This window comes from Oceanospirillum beijerinckii DSM 7166 (genome assembly GCF_000422425.1).
In the GTDB taxonomy this organism is placed as follows: Bacteria; Pseudomonadota; Gammaproteobacteria; order Pseudomonadales; family Halomonadaceae; genus Oceanospirillum; species Oceanospirillum beijerinckii.
The window spans coordinates 1-16610 of the sequence record NZ_AULT01000050.1 but is presented as its reverse complement, the minus strand read 5'-3'; the positions used below and the strand labels follow the sequence as shown (position 1 = coordinate 16610).

Genomic DNA, 16610 nt, shown 5'->3' with positions numbered 1-16610 from the left:
ATTTCACTTAGACCAAACAAAGAGCCCGCTTTCACTTTGCAGTAAAGCGGGCTTCTTTTGATAAAACCTGTAGGCAGAAGGAGCTGACTCAAGCCTTATCTCGCTGCAGTGAGCGCCTGCCTAACATCATCTTGAATATCGCTCACTGATTCCAACCCAATCGACAGACGTACCAAACCTTCTGAGATGCCGTGAGCTATACGCTCTTCAGGTGTGTAGGTAGAGTGCGTCATACTCGCCGGATGCTGACACAGGGTTTCTGCATCACCAAGACTGACCGCACGTTTGATCATCTCCAGATTGCTCATAAAGCGCTTGCCCATCTCCAGGCCACCTTTCAGCTCAAAGGCGATCATGCCGCCCGACAGTGCCATCTGCTTTTTAGCCAGCTCATAAAATGGACTCTCTTCCAGCCCCGGATAATAAACATGCTCAATCTCCGGCTGTTCGGCTAACCACTGAGCAATCTTCAGTGCCGATTCACTATGGCGCTGCATACGGATTTCAAGGGTTTTCAGACCACGTTGAATCAGAAACGCAGTCATTGGCGAGATCACTGCACCGGTCATATCCTTAATACCTTCCAGGCGTATACGTTGCAATGTCTCTGCATCGCCAATCACAGCACCAGCAATCAGATCGCCATGACCACCAAGATATTTAGTCGCCGAGTGAACAACCAGATCAGCCCCCAGGGTTAATGGTCGTTGCAGTGCTGGAGTGCAGTAAGTGTTATCAACAATCACTTTAATATCAGCGTTGTAAGCGTGTACTCTTTCGCTGATCGCCGCGATATCCATTACCCGAAGGGTTGGATTTACTGGCGACTCAAAGTACACCAAGCGGGTTTGAGCCGTTAACGCGGCTTCAACAGCTTTAACATCGCAGCAGTCGACATAACTGACCGTCACACCGAACTTGGTTAAGCCGTGTTCCAACAGAGCAAAAGTGCAGCCATACAGGGTTTTATCGGCCACAATATGATCGCCAGCACTTAAAAGCGTCCAGAAAGTCGCACTAATGGCGCCCATTCCCGATGCCGTTGCCAATGCCGCTTCACCTTCCTCCAGGTCAGCCAAACGTGTTTCCAGAATATCCTGAGTAGGATTACCCAAACGGGAATAAATAGGACCTTCAGCTTCACCGGCAAAACGCTCTGCGCCCTGCTCTACCGAGTCAAAAGCAAAAGTTGAAGTCATATAGATGGGCGGGGTCAGTGATCCCTTCTCTGTACTGGCATCATACCCGGAGTGGATTGCACGGGTTGCAAAACCGGCCTTGTGAGCCTTATCAGACTGCTTCATAAAACACCTATTCAGCTTCTTATTCTTGGGTTTACTTAATAGTTTTGATCTCTTTTTAAAAGCTTAGTGCACTCACCATGGCCTTTTGCACCAAATAGATGGGTAACAAAGCGGCTAATTTGGTGATTTTCACCAACCAGAAAGATAAAGAGTGAAAAACACACCACAAAACTGAAAAACAAGCGATAAGCCTACCAATTGATAGAGACAAACCTGCAAAAGAAAAACAGGTACATCAGAGTAATATTCTGAGCCCAATAAACGCAGAGATAGCGAATAGAAGAGAAAGCGTGAAAAAAGATAAACAAGAAATGGAAAAAGCCAGCCAGAGCGAATCCGGCTGGAAGCATCTAGCGAAAGATACAAGTCGGTCTATACAAAGTGATGCTTAATATCGGGTTGAAGACGCCTTCTGACTGGGCAATGCCAAAGAAACACCCGTCGCTACCAGCAGCATCAAGCTGGAGACCCACAAGCAGGCTTCAAGCCCTGCTACCTGAAAGATCCAACCAGACAGCACTGTACCCAACAGACGCCCCGCAGCATTGGCCATATAGTAAAAGCCCACATCCAGCGATACACCGTCACGTCCGGCATAACTGACAATCAAATAGCTGTGCAGTGAGGAGCTCACTGCAAACAGCGCACCAAAGATCATCAAGCCACCCAATAAACTGATCTGCGGGCTAACCTGATTGCTTAACGCTAATGCAATCAACGCAGGGGTTAGCATCAACACACCAGCCCAGACAAAAGCCGTTTTACCATCAGGCACCTGACCACTGCGTTTGCCGGTCACATAAGGGGCCAATGATTGCACAATACCGTAGCCGATCACCCACAGCGCCAGAAAACCACCGACATAAGCATGATCCCAACCAAACTCTGCGGCCAGATAAACCGGCAGGGCGATAACAAACCAGACATCACGGGCACCAAACAGAAACAGGCGTGCGGCAGAGAGCATATTCACGGGTTTGCTCTTGGATAACATATCCTTGAACTTAGGCTTGTTTTTGGCTTTGCCCAGATCTTTTTTCAGGCTTAAGACACTAAACACCCATACCACGGCCAGCATAACCGCCATAGCGCCAATGGCTCCGGTAAAACCTAATAGGGCTAATAGCAAACCACCCAGAAAGAAACCAACACCCTTAAGCGCATTTTTTGATCCAGTAAGAATCGCGACCCACTGATACAAGCTACCTTGAGCATTTTCCGGCACTAACAGCTTGATAGAGCTTTTAGCGCTCATCTTGTTCAGGTCTTTAGCAATACCTGACAGCGCCTGAGCCGCCATCACCCAGGGTACCGTTAGCCAACTGGCGGGCACCAGCAGCATGCACAAGGCGATCACCTGCATCGCCAAACCGATATTCATGGTGCGGTTTAGCCCCAGATGAGCTCCCAGCCAGCCACCTACCAGATTAGTGATCACACCAAAAAACTCATAAAACAGAAACAACAGGGCAATTTCCAACGGGCTATAACCCAAGGCATGGAAATGCAGAACCACCAACATGCGCAAGGCACCATCGGTTAAGGTAAAAGCCCAATAGTTTCCGGTCACGATCAGGTACTGACGCACCGCCGGTGACAGCTGACTTAACATTACTTATCTCCAGTTGTATTAGCCGTCAATTTCATATCAGTCGCTGCGCTGCAAAGAGACAGAGAAGCTCTAATGATGGCAAAGGCAATGACAGCACCGTTACCAAAAACACAGCGACCAATCGTGATTCAATTACGGATTAAATGACGGTTACTGATCCATTAAACCGACCATACGGGCCAACTCAACTGTGCGATTGGCGTAGCCCCACTCGTTGTCATACCAAACATACAGTTTCACCTGAGTACCATTGACCACCATAGTCGACAGCGCATCCACCACGCTGGAACGTGGATCGGTACGGTAATCAATAGACACCAGAGGGCGCTCTTCATAACCTAGAATATCTTTCAACTCACCCTCTGCGGCCTCTTGTAGCAGTGCATTCACCTCTTCTTCAGAGGTCGACTTTTCTACCTCAAATACACAGTCGGTCAGAGAAGCATTGGCCAGAGGCACACGTACCGCATGACCATTCAGCTTGCCTTTCAGCTCAGGGAAGATATGGGTGATCGCAGTGGCAGAACCCGTCGTTGTCGGGATCAGGCTCATACCACAGGCACGGGCACGACGCAGATCCTTATGAGGCGCATCCAGAATAGTTTGTGTATTGGTAATATCGTGGATGGTGGTCATAGAACCGTGTTTAATACCCAGTTTTTCGTGGATCACCTTCACAACCGGAGCCAAACAGTTAGTGGTGCAGGATGCCGCTGTCACAATCGGGAACTGCTCAGGATCATACAAGTGCTGGTTGACACCCATCACCACGTTTAGCACGCCTTCTTCCTTAACCGGAGCAGTCACAACCACACGCTTAACACCTTGATCCAGATAAGCCTGTAGCAGCTCTTTGGTTTTCATCTTACCAGAGGCTTCAATCACCAGATCACAATCGGACCAGTCGGTTTCTGCGATAGTTTTATTCTGAGTGACCGTCAGCGCCTGACCTTCAATCATCATCTGATCGCCTTCAGCACTGGCCTCTTTCCAGCGGCCATGAATAGAATCAAAAGTGATCAGATGCGCCAGAGTTTCAGCGTTCCCCGCAGGATCATTGATGCGGATAAACTCCATCTCAGGCCAATCCCAGGCCGCACGCATTGCCAAGCGGCCCATACGGCCAAAACCATTGATACCGACTTTGATTTTTTTTACCGAACTCATCTTTGCTTCACCCTAATGTTTAGCTACAGGTATGAAAAGTCATATATATGAAAAAACAGATATTTGAATCAAAAATTTTTAGCTGCAACAGCTGGAGAGTCGCTCCGGACGCGCGCCCATCTTATTCAGATTATCCAGGTTTGATTGCAGAAAATGGACATTGGCGTTAGCCGTATCGGTCAGTACTTGTCTCGCCCATTGCGGTAGCTCTGGCGACAATTGATAAAACACCCACTGCCCCTGGCGACGATCCATCAAAATGCCGCACTTTCTCAACTGGGCCAGATGTCGGGAGATCTTAGGTTGGCTCTCATCCAGTGCTGCCATCAGTTCACAGACGCAAAGCTCCTGCTCCTGTTCAATCAACAGCAGACAACGCAGACGGGTTTCATCCGCTAAACACTTAAAGAATTGAACCGTCTCTACGCTCATCAAACCACCTCATATCTCAAGCGCACTCATACCACCCGGCCTTCACACTGCCGCCATCAGGCCGTTTGATCACATGGACTGAATGGCTGTCGATAATATATGTTATTTCATATATTTCAACTCATACGGTATCAGATCTTTAAGTATGTGCACAAAAGCCACCGTGAAACGAAGACCAACGAATAGCTGACTTAGCCTTTCGAACAGCCCGTACTGCCCTATAGCAGCCTAAAAAAAGCAGCAGCCTAAAAAAAGCAGCAGCCTACAGAAAGCAGGGCATGAGGGCAGGAAAAGGCGCTTAGTGACTACTGCCTAACTTGCGGGTCAGGTCGGCTGCAGACAGGCAAGACAGACCAGTGGTATTTTGTCCGGCCCACAATGGAGAGAAATCACCAAGACCTTGCTTTTCGGCTGCGACTCTTAAAGGAGCAACAGCTGAGGTCGCCAAAGGGAATGCGGGTGCCTGTGGATTGATCGGCCCCAGTTCAGAGATAAGGCGATTCACAATACCCCGTGCAGGTCGGCCGGAAAAAAGATTGGTTAACTCAGTATGCTGCGCCTGTTCTGACTGCAGAGCTTTACGGTGAATTTCAGAGGTTGTTGCTTCCGGGGTCAACAGATAAGCCGTCCCCACCTGAACGGCACTGGCACCGGCAGCTAATGCTGCCCTGACATCATCCGGTGAAATAATGCCACCCGCAGCAATCACAGGCACGGAAACAGAGTCAACGATATCAGCCACCAACTCCAATGTCCCCTTCTGACTACCCAGATCTTCAGTTAAAAACATTCCCCGATGACCACCCGCCTCAATACCCTGAGCAATAATAGCATCGACTCCGTTTTGCTCCAGCCAAACAGCCTCCTCAACAGTGGTTGCACTGGATAGCACCTTGGCTCCCATCTGCTTAACGGACTGTAAAAGACTGTCCTTCGGCAAACCAAAGTGAAAACTCACAACCCGAGGTTTGTATTTGTGCAACACATCAGCCATCTGCTGATCAAAAGGGGCACGCCCTGGCCCCGCTGGAATAGTGTCGCCATCAATCCCCCACTCCTGGTAATAGGGTTTGAGCTGCTCTCGCCATTTCTTTTCTATCACATCATCAGGAACAGCAGGTGTATGGCAAAAGAAATTTACGTTATAAGGTTTATCCGTCTGGGCAGTGATAGTTGCCAAAGCCTGATCCAGTTGTTCAGCTTTTAACATGGCGCAGGGCAAAGAGCCTAATCCACCGGCTTTTGATACGGCTACAGTTAAGGTTTCATCCTGTGCACCCGCCATTGGGGCTTGGATAATAGGTAGTTCTGTGCCCAAAAGATCCAGCAAGCTTAAAATACTGCGGTCATTGGATAACAGTAAGTCAGACATCATAAATTCCTTGCATAACGAAACAAAAGCGATAGGAGCCCAGTATTTCTGTTTCTCTAATTTTCTACTGTGACTTCTATGTACAACTGCGCTAAACCCTAATTTTATGCTAGGCTAGCCATCATTAAAAATGATCATTAGTGATAATAAAATCTTAAAAAAAGATGAGCTTAAATAACCTTGATCTGGACACGCTTGAGATCTTCCGCACCGTTGCCACAGAAGGCGGTATTACACGGGCAGCACTGCGACTGAATCGAGTTCAGTCCAATATCAGTACCCGTATTATTCAGTTGGAAGTACGTTTGGGCGTCACCTTATTTAATCGCGTCAATCGTCGACTGGAACTTACTACAGAAGGAAATCTGTTGCTCACCTATGCGGATCGTTTACTGCAGCTAGCAGAAGAAACTGAGGACGCTTTTAAGGAGGGGGTCGCCTGTGGCAACTTGCGCCTGGGCAGCATGGAAAGTACAGCAGCGGCTCGTTTACCGGAGTTACTGTCTGCCTATCATGCCTGCTGCCCACAAGTTCAAGTGGAGTTAGTGACAGATACTACAGCCAGTCTGATTGAAAGAGTAAAGAACTGCGAACTGGAAGCGGCATTTATCGCAGAGCCTCATACCCAACATTCACTACAAGGGCTGTGTACACAATTAGCGTTTCGGGAAAACCTTGTCCTGATAGCTTCTAGCAGTAAAAACTTCTCGCAAGCCACTGATGCTATAAGCGAACACCTGATTACATTCCGTACTGGCTGCGCCTATCGGCATGTGCTGGAAAGCTGGTTAACAAATCAGGGAGGAAGCATTAGAAATTCTATGGAAATGAGCTCCTATCATGCCATCATAGCCTGTGTTGCTGCGGGCACGGGCATTTCTATCGTACCTGAGTCAGTCTTGCAGGTGGTTACTTTAGGCAAGATGATTCAACGCCTACCATTACCCCCTCAATATACGAACTCAGAAACCTTACTGATCTGGCGTCAAAGTTATCAGCCCTCTAAACTTGATACATTAAGACAGTTGATACAAAACTAGCTGGACAATCATCCCCACCAAAGCGGGTAACGCAGTGATTTAGGCTTTAAGTATCAAGGTGTGTAAAAAGAGTGGTTCAGTCAGAACCACTATCACCGCCGTCATCACCCAAACCATTGTCATGCTCGACACCATGACTGCGGCGTTTGGAATATTTTCCAATTCGTTTTTTGCCCTGCTTATTCTTCTTGCGTGCAATAGCTAGCCCAAAGATCAAAGCAAACACAATAACAGCAATAACTTCTATCATACCTAATCTCCTGTAAAAGCCTTAAACATTCACTACCCTGAGTTAAATACTCAAGCTCAAGCCTCTCTTTGCTCATATAAGACCTGATACCTATACAAAAAGTACGGCATGCTTTCGCTACAAAAAACATCGAAATACTTTTGCTTAAGGTAGCACGGTCAAAAAATAATTTATTTGGCTACCACAGTCGATGGCAGGCTCTTACCTGTCATGGCTAAGATCCCCCCTGAAGTAATCAAGGCGATACCTAACCAGGTATTGAGCTCTAGTACCTCGCCCCACAACCACCACCCCATCAGAGCTGCAAAAGCAACGGAGCCATAGGTAAAGGGCCCCAATTGTCCTGCCGGGGCCAGACCATAAGCCTTACTTAAGAATAGTTGAGCCAGAGTCGAAGTTGCCGCCAGAATCAACAACCAGAACAGTTGAATCAAAGTCATTGGCTGCCAGACCATCAATGCGGGTATAGCGGATAATAGAGCACTGAAGAAAGCGAAATAAAACACGATTCGCTGTGCCGGTTCAGTATCCCGCATCCGACGAATCGTCACCTTAGCCAAAGCACCTAACATAGCGCCGACCAGAGCAATCAGCACACCGATATTCAATGCCCCTTCCTGAGGATTCAGAATAAACGCGGTGCCGGTAAAACCAATCAAAATAGCCACCTTGACTATAAACCCAATACGCTCACCTAGCCAAAACAGGGCAATCATGGGGATAAAAAACGGAGCGGTTTGCTTGATCAGTGCTGCTTGTGCCAAAGGCAGATGGCCCCAGGAGTAAAACAGGCAGGTCATGGCGGTAACACCAACTCCCGCTCTCATAAAGTGAAAACGCAGTTTCTCAGTCTTAATCGCTACAAGGCCATTACGCATTAGCCAGGGCAACAGCAACAACAAGCCCAGAAAATTGCGCAAGAAAACGATCATCTGTGTCGGCAGATCTACAGACACATGCTTGATGACCATACCGGATAACACTAAAAACACTTCGGAAATCAGAATTAAACCAGCCCCCACGACAATAGGTGAGCGCCAATTTTCGAAAAGAGTCATTGCGGCTTTATCTCGCACTAGCAAAAAGAAAACGACATTCTAGCAAAATATCGATATTTTTATCCGTCGCCAGAGCTAGACATAAGCTTAGGCCGACACAAACCAAATCGCCCCGGCTGGCAGTACCAACAGGGGCGATTGTTTTGATGTCCTGTACCATCAAATCATATAGGCTGATATATGCAGATCAAAGCGCATACTCAGCCACCTTAATCACAATAACCGTCACTCATTAAACAGAAAGTTAGCAATCAGTTCTTTACCACCTTCCGTCGCAAAAGATTCCGGGTGAAACTGGATACCATAGATAGGGTGCTCTTTATGCTGCACACCCATCACTTCAAACTCACCACCTTTGCGAATACGGGACAGGTTATCGAAATCCTTCTGTTCGATATCGTCACCCACTACGGCGGTTAACTGCAGGCAATCCGGGAAGCTTTCCGCTTCGGCCATCAAAGAGTGATAACGCATCACCTCCAGCTGATCCGGAATATTGCGGAACATACCGGCACCGTCATGGCTAATCGGGCTGATCTTACCGTGCATCGGCAGGTGGGCTTTAACCACCTTACCGCCGAAGACATGCACAATACCCTGCATGCCCAAACACACACCTAACAAAGGCGTCTTAGGACCAAACTCTTTAATCACCTGAGCACAAACACCAAAGTAACTGTCATCATCCGGTGAACCTGGCCCAGGTGAGATAATAATGCGATCAGGATTAACCTGCTCCAGCTCTGCCAGTGTCACCTCATCGTTACGCTTTACGATAATCTCAAAGCGCTCGATATTGCCCTTGCTCTGCTCTGCGGTCAGGATCTCACCGATAAACTGGTACAGGTTATAGGTAAAGGAGTCGTAGTTATCGACAATAAAAACTTTCATCTCTGGCTCCCTTACTGTGCCGAATCATTGCTGTTTGAAGGTGAATTGTTGTTAGCAGGTGAATCGTGAGACGATGACTCGGTATCTGCTTCAGCCTGTGCCGCTTCTGGCTCAGCAGGGGCAAACAGATCCAGTACCTTTTTGGTACCCGCAAACTTACGACGGATCTCTTCGTATTCATCTTCCGGGTTGGAATCGTAAACGTTACCACCACAGGTTTGAACGTAAGCCTGTTCACCGTTGGCAAATACGGTACGGATCGGAATAGCAAAGGTACAGTCACCGTTAAATGAGAAATGACCTACTGCACCGCCATAAGGACCACGACCCTCGTTTTCCATCTCGTTGATGATTTTCATCGCTTCGATCTTAGGCGCACCGGTCAGGGTGCCCGCCGGGAAGTTACTGGCCAAAGCGGAGAACATATCGTGTTTGTCGGAGATAATGCCGACAATCTCACTGGAGATATGCTGTACATGGCTGAAGCGTTTGATATCCATCAGGCTACGCACCTTCACGGTGCCAAACTGGGCCACACGACCGATATCGTTACGGTGCAGATCAACAATCATATTGTGTTCGGCGATCTCTTTTGGATCGTTCAGCAGCGCACGGGCGTAATCGGTATCTTCCTGTTCGGTTTGACCACGCTTGGCGGTACCGGCCAGCGGGAAGGTTTCCATCTCACCCTGACGCAGGCGGAACAGCAGTTCCGGACTGGCACCAATCAGCTTTTGATCGCCAAACTTCACGTAATACATCTGCGGTGATGGGTTCACCTCGCGCAGCTTCTCGTAAATATTGATGGCGTCACCTTCCAGCTTAAAGCGCTTTTTAAAGCCCACTTCGGTCTGGAAAATCTTGCCGTCGATAATATCCTGCTTCACCTTGAGCACGGCATCTTTGTGCTCTTCCTGACTCATAGTGTCGCCTAAAGAAGTGATCGTCAGCTCACCATTTTTGGCCGGTGGTGCATTAATCAGCATCAGCACCTCTTCCAGACGGCTGTCGGTGTAGTAGAAATAGATCACTTCACCGGTCATCTTGTCCAGAATAAGACCATCTTTAAATAGACCAAAGCGGAAAGCATCAAACATATCGCTGTCTTGAATGCTCAGGCTGGGCTCAAAGTAGTTCATAGCGTCATAACCCAAGTATCCGGTCAGACCACCGGCATACTTACGGGAGATGATATTCTGCGGCACGATATCCCGTAACAGGTAGTAAGGGTTATCGCTTTCACAACGCTCGGTAGAGCCATCACGCTGCTCTACCACCAACTCATTGCCATTGGCGTAGAACTGCAATTCAGGGTCAAAGCCAATAATGGAATGACGGGCGATATGGCTGTCTTCACCTAGCGATTCCAGGTAAAAACAGTGTTTAAACTTCTTTTCGATCTTCTTAAACAGACCAAAAAAATCACAATTTGCGGTAATCGTGACATAGCGCGGCTTGCGCGGCAGCTCAATCGGTGTTGGCTTTTTGGGTGCGTCTTTAGTGGCCATAGCAAACCTTATTTTGTCTCTTTTAAAGCACGAGAGCCACGGGTCACAGTGGCAATGCCCACACCCAGCTTCTCGGCGATCTGTCGCTGAGGTATGCCTTCACGCAACAGTTTGAAAATTTGTAAACGTTTGGTGATCTCAGATAACTCGGACGGTGTTAACAGGCCCTCAATAGCGCTCTGCATCTGCTCAGCGTCTTTCATGGCCAGCAAATGGTTCACCAGTTCATCCAAATATTGTTGATCGGTCGTTTTTGGCGTATTCATGTACTAGTACACTATCACATTTTTAGCTTAGGTCAAGAGGATTCACTTTATTGTATGCCAAAGGACGCTAGAGTTTTAATACTATGATTTTTCAGCTAAAAAATTAGCTACTGAATAAAAATCACCTGACAAATCGGAGCACAATTAGGTATAAAGGTTTCAATGACCTTATTTTTATACCGGTTATATTATGACTTATGGTACGACTTGTTTTAACGCAACTCGTTTTTTACCGTAACTCGGGCCTTACATCGACACTGATCAGTAGGGTGAAAAAACAGCAAAACAAGGACAAGGTTTAAAGAAAGGCGAACAATGACAGGATTTAAAACAAAAGTCTGGATGACTGCCCTTTTTTCATCCATCCTGATGCTGATTATTATCACTTTTGGCTTAAGAGGAATTAATCAGATTGAACAGATCAAGGAGCGCTGGGCAGCTTACCAAAAAACACAAAGTGAAGCTGCTCATACGCTTAACCTGATTCAAAGCCAGCTCGGTTACGGCGGTTTTATTCACGATTTTAAAAACTTCGTCCTGCACCGGGACCTCAGCCTTCGTCAGATGGCCAGCGATGATATCAAGGCCGCATTGAAGCATCTCAAACAATACACCCAGTATGAGATCAGCCAGCAAGAGAAACAGGCTCTGCGCACACTGGAAAGTGTACTGAAACGTTACACGAGTAATCTTAATCTCGCTTCTGCGATGATCGAAAAGAACGCCCCCGCTGTCGCTATCGATAACCGGGTGAAGGTAGATGATACACCTGCCCTGCAAGCGATCTCTATCCTGTCCGACATGGCGATTATCCGTAATCAGAAAAACCTGGAAGAAACCGAACTTGCTATTGATAATGCGATGAAGCAGTTCTACTGGGCTGCCTTTGTACTGCCCTTTATCTTATTACTTACCATCGCCATTATCATTTTCCTCCACCGCCTTAACAAAGCCAATACTGCTGTCCGTAAAGCCAATCTGTATTATAACAAACTGTTTGAAACCTCTCCTGATGCCATGATGATTGTGGCTGAAGACGGTCAGATCAAACAAGCCAACGATGTAGCAACCCAGATGACCGGCTACAGTCGTCAGGAGCTGATACAGATGTCAGTTGAAGATCTGATGCCAGACGACATCCGTCACTCCCACCATCATCTGCGTAATCGTTATTTTCAAGCACCTAAACAACGCTCGATGGACGGTAGCCTGGATATCGCCCTGCAAAATAAACAGGGTAATGCGGTACCTGTGGATATCAGTTTGGGGTATCTATCAGAAGACGGATATAAAGTGGCCATTGTCAGTATTCGTGATATAACGGTACGCCGTAAACAGCAGCACTCCCTGGAACGCTCTGCAGCAGTGTTTGAAAAGATCTCCGATGCGGTTCTGATCAGTGATGCCAATGAAAAAATAATCTCGGTAAATAAAGCCTTTGTTGAGATTACCGGTTATAGCGAAGAGGAAAGTATCGGAAAAAACGCAGGCTTTACGCGCTCCGGTCGCCATGGTACTGAGTTTTTCCAACAGATGCGTCAACGTCTACAGGATCAAGGCCAATGGCAGGGGGAGATCTGGGACCGACGCAAAGACGGTGAGATCTATCCTAAATGGCTGACGATCACCTATGTCGATGACAGCAAAGAACCCTACTATATTGGAGTCTTCTCCGACATCACCCTGAAAAAAGCCACCGAAGAAAAACTGCGCCAACTGGCTTTCCATGACCCGTTAACGGGTCTGTTGAACCGACTATCTCTAACCGAACAATTGGACCATGCCATTAAACACTCAGACCGGGTCAAACGTCCTGTCGGTGTGCTGTTTATTGATCTGGATAACTTTAAAAAGATCAATGACAGTCTGGGGCATCAGATTGGCGATGAGCTATTAAAAGTGATTGCCGACCGCCTAACTGCCACTGTACATGAAGATGATGTCGTGGCTCGTCTGGGTGGTGATGAATTTATGATTGTGGCCGAAGAGATTGAAGAACCACTCTATCTGGAACATCTGGCCCAGCAACTGTTAAAAACGGTGTCAGAAGTGGTTCAATACGGCGACCATGAGCTGTTTGTTTCACCCAGTATCGGTATCAGTGTTTATCCCAGAGATGGCAGTAATGCCACCGAAATGATCAAAAACGCGGATACCGCTATGTATCGGGCTAAACACGCCGGACGCAACTGCTTCCAGTTCTACTCCGAAGAGTTAGCCGAAGCAGCCATGAAACGGCTTTCACTGGAGAGCGATCTGCGCCAGGCTCTGGCCGAAGAGCAGTTTGAGGTCTATTACCAACCTCAAATTGACTTTGCCACCGGAGTGATAAAGGGGGCTGAAGCCCTGGTACGCTGGATTCACCCTGAAAAAGGTATGATATCCCCGGCGGACTTTATCCCTATCGCCGAAGATACCCGACTGATTATTCCTCTGGGACAGTGGGTGCTGAAACAAGCTTGCTGTCAGCTCAAACGTTGGCACCAGCAGGGCTATCATCTGCAAAGCATGGGGGTTAACCTGGCTGGTCCTCAGATCACTCACAGCGATATCTGCCAACAGGTCACCGATGTGCTGCAGGAGTGTGATCTGGATGCCCGCTATCTGGAGCTGGAGATTACCGAAACCTTTATTATGGAACATCAGGCTGAAGCGATTCCGGTGCTGGAACAGATTCGTGATATGGGTATTCGCCTGGCTATTGATGACTTTGGTACCGGTTACTCTTCTCTAAGCCAGCTGAAACAGTTACCGATTCACAAGCTGAAAGTCGACCGCTCCTTTGTGCAGGATATCCCTCAAGACAGCAACGATATCGCAATAACCAAGGCGATTATTTTAATGGCGAAGAGTTTGCAATTAGAAGTGATTGCAGAAGGTATTGAAACCGTTGAGCAGCAGATTTTTCTCAGTGAACTCGAGTGCGACGAGGGTCAGGGCTTCCTCTTTAGCCGACCGGTCCCTGCTGATGAGTTTGTCGGGTTGTTTAAGTATTACCAGACAAAACAGGTGCTCAATTTTACTATTTGATGCCTTCATTTTAGCTCTTTTACACCCCCCTCGGCCACTGTTGTTTGCCGTACCCGTTTTCTCTCAGAATTTGCTCAAGGGAAGATTTACTCTACTCCTAAGCCCAACCAAAAGTGTATTAACTCTAATGATACACTTTAAAAACTCCTTAACTTGGTTGTCACGCAACCGCAAACATTGCAGCGCAGCATAGGCGTTAAATAACTATGGAAAGTAAGGTAATTAAGATGACCTTTAATCTGCGCACCATCCCTATTCGCTGGCGTCTTGCATCTATGCTGATCGTTACTCTGATTGGCATGTCAATCTTATCTGCGGTTGCAATGAATGAGATTAAAGCAGTCATGCTGCAGGAAAAAGCGATCAAGACTCAGCATCTGGTCGAGTCTGCTCACGATATGCTGGATTACTGGCATAGCAAAGTAGAAGAAGGTCAACTATCTCCCACAGAGGCCCGTGAAAACGCATTAGAGTCTTTAAGATATATGCGTTACGGCGATGATGACTATTTCTGGGTACAGGATTTAAACGGCGAAATCATTATGCACCCCACAACGCCTGAACTGGAAGGTAAACAAGTACTGCGTATTAAAGATACTCACGGTGTTTATATGTTCCAGGAGATGACTGACCTGGCCCGCAATCAAGGTAAAGGTACGGTGTATTATCACTGGCCAAAACCGGGACAAGGCAAACCGGTTCCCAAATTAGCCTACGTGGAACTGGAACCAGACTGGAACTGGGTGATCGGTTCAGGCATCTATATTGATGATGTAGATCAGCAGTTTTGGAAAAGCGTGACTCTATTTCTGATGATTGCGGGTATTGCAGCAGCAGTAATCATGCTGATGGTAGTAACAATAGCAGGCTCCATTATTCGACCGATTAATCGCACTGTTGAAGCGATGGATGAGATCAGCCAGGGAGAAGGAGATCTGACTAAGCACATTGAGGCCGACGGCAACGATGAGATCTGCCGTATGGTGCGACACTTCAATATATTTGTCGATAAGATTCATGACCTGGTCTACGAAGCTAAAAAATCGACGGATCAGGTCGCGACTGCAGCGGAAGAACTGGACACCATCACCACCAACAGCAGTCGTCTGATTCAGCAACAAACCGATGAAACCGATCAGATGGCAACCGCTATCGAAGAGATCACCCATACCGTATCTGAAGTAGCCCGTAACGCCGCAGAAGCCGCAGAGGCGGCCCGCAATGCCGATTTACAAGCCGCAGAGGGCAGCGAAAAGGTCGGTGCAGCGATCAACAGTCTGGATCAACTGGTATCCACAGTTCAAAACTCCGCCAATGTGATCCATCAACTGGAACAGCGCAGCGAATCCATCGGTAGTGTGCTAAGTGTGATTCGCGATGTGGCAGAACAAACCAATCTACTGGCGCTCAATGCAGCGATTGAAGCCGCACGAGCCGGCGAACAGGGCAGGGGCTTTGCCGTGGTCGCCGATGAAGTGCGCCAACTGGCAGGACGAACACAACAAAGCACCGAAGAGATTCACTCCATTATCTCTGGTTTGCAGCAAACCGCTGCCTTGGCTGTGCAGGAGATGAAAAGCAGCCTCAGCCAAGCAGATCAAACCGTTGAAGTCGCTCACCAAGCCAATGAAGCACTTGCGATTATTCGTAACGCAGTCACCCAGATTAACGATATGAATATGCAGATTGCCAGCGCGGCTGAAGAACAAACGGCTGCAGCCAATGAGATCAGCCAGAATGTCGCCAATATGGTGGAACTGGCCAATCAGGGCAATGCCTGGACTCAGGATACCGCAACAGCCAGTCACGAGATGGCAGAACTGGCAGAAGGCCTGCGTGCCACCGTTGGTTCATTCAAAGTTTAGCCTTTTCCGTCTACCCATTGCTATAAGGTCCCTCAGACTGCTGGTCCGGTCTGAGGAAAACCTTATGTAAAAAAATGTTAAAGAAATCTAAAGGCGGCCGATATTAATGTATCAGGGTTGCAGAATAGACAACACAATCAGATACATAAATCACTCAACCTGATGCATACAAATTATTATCCCGAGTTAACATTTTGAGCAGAGGGACGCTCTATGAGATTACGTCAAATCACGAGCGCTAATGGCATGGCTTACTGGCTGGCAGAAATTCGTCTATCCAAACAGAATCGCCTTTTAACAGCTGAAGGTAGAACTATCACAGAAGCCTTTAATAGCTGTGTGGAGCAATTTAAACGCCTTACTAACGTTGTTAACTAAGTTTTTGCTAACTGAAATCCCACCTAAGAGGGTCTCCAATAAGGGTTAATTCTTCTGGATTACTATCTTCTGGGCGACTAAGTACAACCCTGCGGTACAAACGCCAGCAAGGTTGTCGAAGATAGAAGAATACTAGACAGTGCGTAGTTCTGATTTCAATGAACTGCGCATATCCAGTCTAAACTTTCGTTGTTGGAAAGCGTTTTTCTGGTTTTAGTCGATTGTTTTCTATCATCAATATTCATCCTGTGAGCTTGAAGCCTCCATAACGCTCTATCTCTATTCGCTCGCTCAGGAATTTCACCGCGTTTAGCTTTTCAATGGAAACCAAGAGAAATTCCGGCAGCGAAGATCGCATCGCTTGGGCTACAACTGCCTCAGAAGGTGGTAGAGCATTATTCATTGTTCTCAGCCAGCTTCGGAAGTAACTCCAGACT

The 16610-nt window shown here is 47.5% G+C and carries 14 protein-coding genes and 1 pseudogene; 4 read left to right on the top strand and 11 right to left on the bottom strand.

The features are described 5' to 3' along the window. Window positions 1-95: 95 nt before the first annotated feature. From megL to H579_RS0114870, 5 genes are all read right to left on the bottom strand, one after another. The gene (megL, locus tag H579_RS0114895) at window positions 96-1304 is read right to left on the bottom strand and encodes a methionine gamma-lyase (RefSeq protein ID WP_028301346.1); all 1209 of its coding nucleotides are present in this window, start codon (window positions 1302-1304) and stop codon (window positions 96-98) included. Window positions 1305-1692: 388 nt separating this feature from the next. Next, entirely contained in the window at window positions 1693-2916 is a 1224-nt protein-coding gene (gene arsJ / locus H579_RS0114885; protein ID WP_028301345.1) for an organoarsenical effux MFS transporter ArsJ, read from the bottom strand. A gap of 150 nt (window positions 2917-3066) precedes the next feature. Then, window positions 3067-4083 carry an ArsJ-associated glyceraldehyde-3-phosphate dehydrogenase gene (locus tag H579_RS0114880; protein ID WP_028301344.1) on the bottom strand — a complete coding sequence of 339 codons (1017 nt, stop codon included), beginning with the start codon at window positions 4081-4083 and terminating at the stop codon, window positions 3067-3069. A 78-nt stretch (window positions 4084-4161) separates the two neighbouring features. Continuing rightward, window positions 4162-4515 (bottom strand): metalloregulator ArsR/SmtB family transcription factor, encoded by a 354-nt coding sequence (locus tag H579_RS0114875; RefSeq protein ID WP_036566373.1) that lies wholly within the window; start codon window positions 4513-4515, stop codon window positions 4162-4164. Between the two features lie 298 nt (window positions 4516-4813). After that, the gene (locus H579_RS0114870; RefSeq protein WP_051227675.1) at window positions 4814-5887 is read right to left on the bottom strand and encodes an NAD(P)H-dependent flavin oxidoreductase; all 1074 of its coding nucleotides are present in this window, start codon (window positions 5885-5887) and stop codon (window positions 4814-4816) included. A gap of 164 nt (window positions 5888-6051) precedes the next feature. On the opposite strand from H579_RS0114870, the gene H579_RS25845 reads away from it, so the two are divergent. Beyond that, the gene (locus tag H579_RS25845) at window positions 6052-6927 is read left to right on the top strand and encodes a LysR family transcriptional regulator (RefSeq protein WP_036566372.1); all 876 of its coding nucleotides are present in this window, start codon (window positions 6052-6054) and stop codon (window positions 6925-6927) included. A 76-nt stretch (window positions 6928-7003) separates the two neighbouring features. Here H579_RS25845 and H579_RS29170 read toward each other — a convergent pair whose 3' ends face one another. From H579_RS29170 to H579_RS0114840, 5 genes are all read right to left on the bottom strand, one after another. Beyond that, window positions 7004-7177 (bottom strand): hypothetical protein, encoded by a 174-nt coding sequence (locus H579_RS29170; protein ID WP_157834628.1) that lies wholly within the window; start codon window positions 7175-7177, stop codon window positions 7004-7006. 170 nt (window positions 7178-7347) lie between these two features. After that, entirely contained in the window at window positions 7348-8235 is an 888-nt protein-coding gene (locus H579_RS0114855) for a DMT family transporter (protein WP_028301341.1), read from the bottom strand. A gap of 225 nt (window positions 8236-8460) precedes the next feature. Then, on the bottom strand, window positions 8461-9126 hold the full coding sequence (locus H579_RS0114850) for an anthranilate synthase component II (protein WP_028301340.1): 666 nt from the start codon (window positions 9124-9126) through the stop codon (window positions 8461-8463). Window positions 9127-9137: 11 nt separating this feature from the next. Next, window positions 9138-10634 carry an anthranilate synthase component I family protein gene (locus H579_RS25840; protein ID WP_084624159.1) on the bottom strand — a complete coding sequence of 499 codons (1497 nt, stop codon included), beginning with the start codon at window positions 10632-10634 and terminating at the stop codon, window positions 9138-9140. A gap of 8 nt (window positions 10635-10642) precedes the next feature. Then, a complete protein-coding gene (locus H579_RS0114840) occupies window positions 10643-10900 on the bottom strand; it encodes a Trp family transcriptional regulator (RefSeq protein ID WP_028301339.1) in 258 nt (85 codons plus the stop codon). A gap of 342 nt (window positions 10901-11242) precedes the next feature. Between H579_RS0114840 and H579_RS25835 the strand changes: the two genes are divergently transcribed. From H579_RS25835 to H579_RS29165, 3 genes are all read left to right on the top strand, one after another. Then, on the top strand, window positions 11243-13930 hold the full coding sequence (locus H579_RS25835) for a sensor domain-containing protein (protein ID WP_169449714.1): 2688 nt from the start codon (window positions 11243-11245) through the stop codon (window positions 13928-13930). Window positions 13931-14136: 206 nt separating this feature from the next. Next, window positions 14137-15795, top strand: coding sequence for a methyl-accepting chemotaxis protein (locus H579_RS0114830; protein ID WP_084624158.1), 1659 nt, complete (start codon window positions 14137-14139; stop codon window positions 15793-15795). Between the two features lie 213 nt (window positions 15796-16008). Beyond that, window positions 16009-16173, top strand: a complete 165-nt coding sequence (locus H579_RS29165) for a hypothetical protein (RefSeq protein WP_157834627.1) — start codon at window positions 16009-16011, stop codon at window positions 16171-16173. Window positions 16174-16414: 241 nt separating this feature from the next. Here H579_RS29165 and H579_RS29480 read toward each other — a convergent pair. Beyond that, a pseudogene (locus H579_RS29480) lies at window positions 16415-16610 on the bottom strand (IS4-like element ISCku4 family transposase); the annotation flags it as partial.

Bases quoted from the DNA above. Each gene is read 5' to 3' on its own strand.
- H579_RS0114855 (WP_028301341.1), bottom strand. From the start codon at position 8,235: ATGACTCTTTTCGAAAATTGGCGCTCACCTATTGTCGTGGGGGCTGGT.
- H579_RS25845 (WP_036566372.1), top strand. From the start codon at position 6,052: ATGAGCTTAAATAACCTTGATCTGGACACGCTTGAGATCTTCCGCACC.
- H579_RS0114840 (WP_028301339.1), bottom strand. From the start codon at position 10,900: ATGAATACGCCAAAAACGACCGATCAACAATATTTGGATGAACTGGTG.
- H579_RS0114875 (WP_036566373.1), bottom strand. From the start codon at position 4,515: ATGAGCGTAGAGACGGTTCAATTCTTTAAGTGTTTAGCGGATGAAACC.
- H579_RS25840 (WP_084624159.1), bottom strand. From the start codon at position 10,634: ATGGCCACTAAAGACGCACCCAAAAAGCCAACACCGATTGAGCTGCCG.
- H579_RS29170 (WP_157834628.1), bottom strand. From the start codon at position 7,177: ATGATAGAAGTTATTGCTGTTATTGTGTTTGCTTTGATCTTTGGGCTA.
- H579_RS0114880 (WP_028301344.1), bottom strand. From the start codon at position 4,083: ATGAGTTCGGTAAAAAAAATCAAAGTCGGTATCAATGGTTTTGGCCGT.
- megL (WP_028301346.1), bottom strand. From the start codon at position 1,304: ATGAAGCAGTCTGATAAGGCTCACAAGGCCGGTTTTGCAACCCGTGCA.
- H579_RS0114830 (WP_084624158.1), top strand. From the start codon at position 14,137: ATGGAAAGTAAGGTAATTAAGATGACCTTTAATCTGCGCACCATCCCT.
- H579_RS0114850 (WP_028301340.1), bottom strand. From the start codon at position 9,126: ATGAAAGTTTTTATTGTCGATAACTACGACTCCTTTACCTATAACCTG.
- H579_RS0114870 (WP_051227675.1), bottom strand. From the start codon at position 5,887: ATGTCTGACTTACTGTTATCCAATGACCGCAGTATTTTAAGCTTGCTG.
- H579_RS29165 (WP_157834627.1), top strand. From the start codon at position 16,009: ATGAGATTACGTCAAATCACGAGCGCTAATGGCATGGCTTACTGGCTG.
- arsJ (WP_028301345.1), bottom strand. From the start codon at position 2,916: ATGTTAAGTCAGCTGTCACCGGCGGTGCGTCAGTACCTGATCGTGACC.
- H579_RS25835 (WP_169449714.1), top strand. From the start codon at position 11,243: ATGACTGCCCTTTTTTCATCCATCCTGATGCTGATTATTATCACTTTT.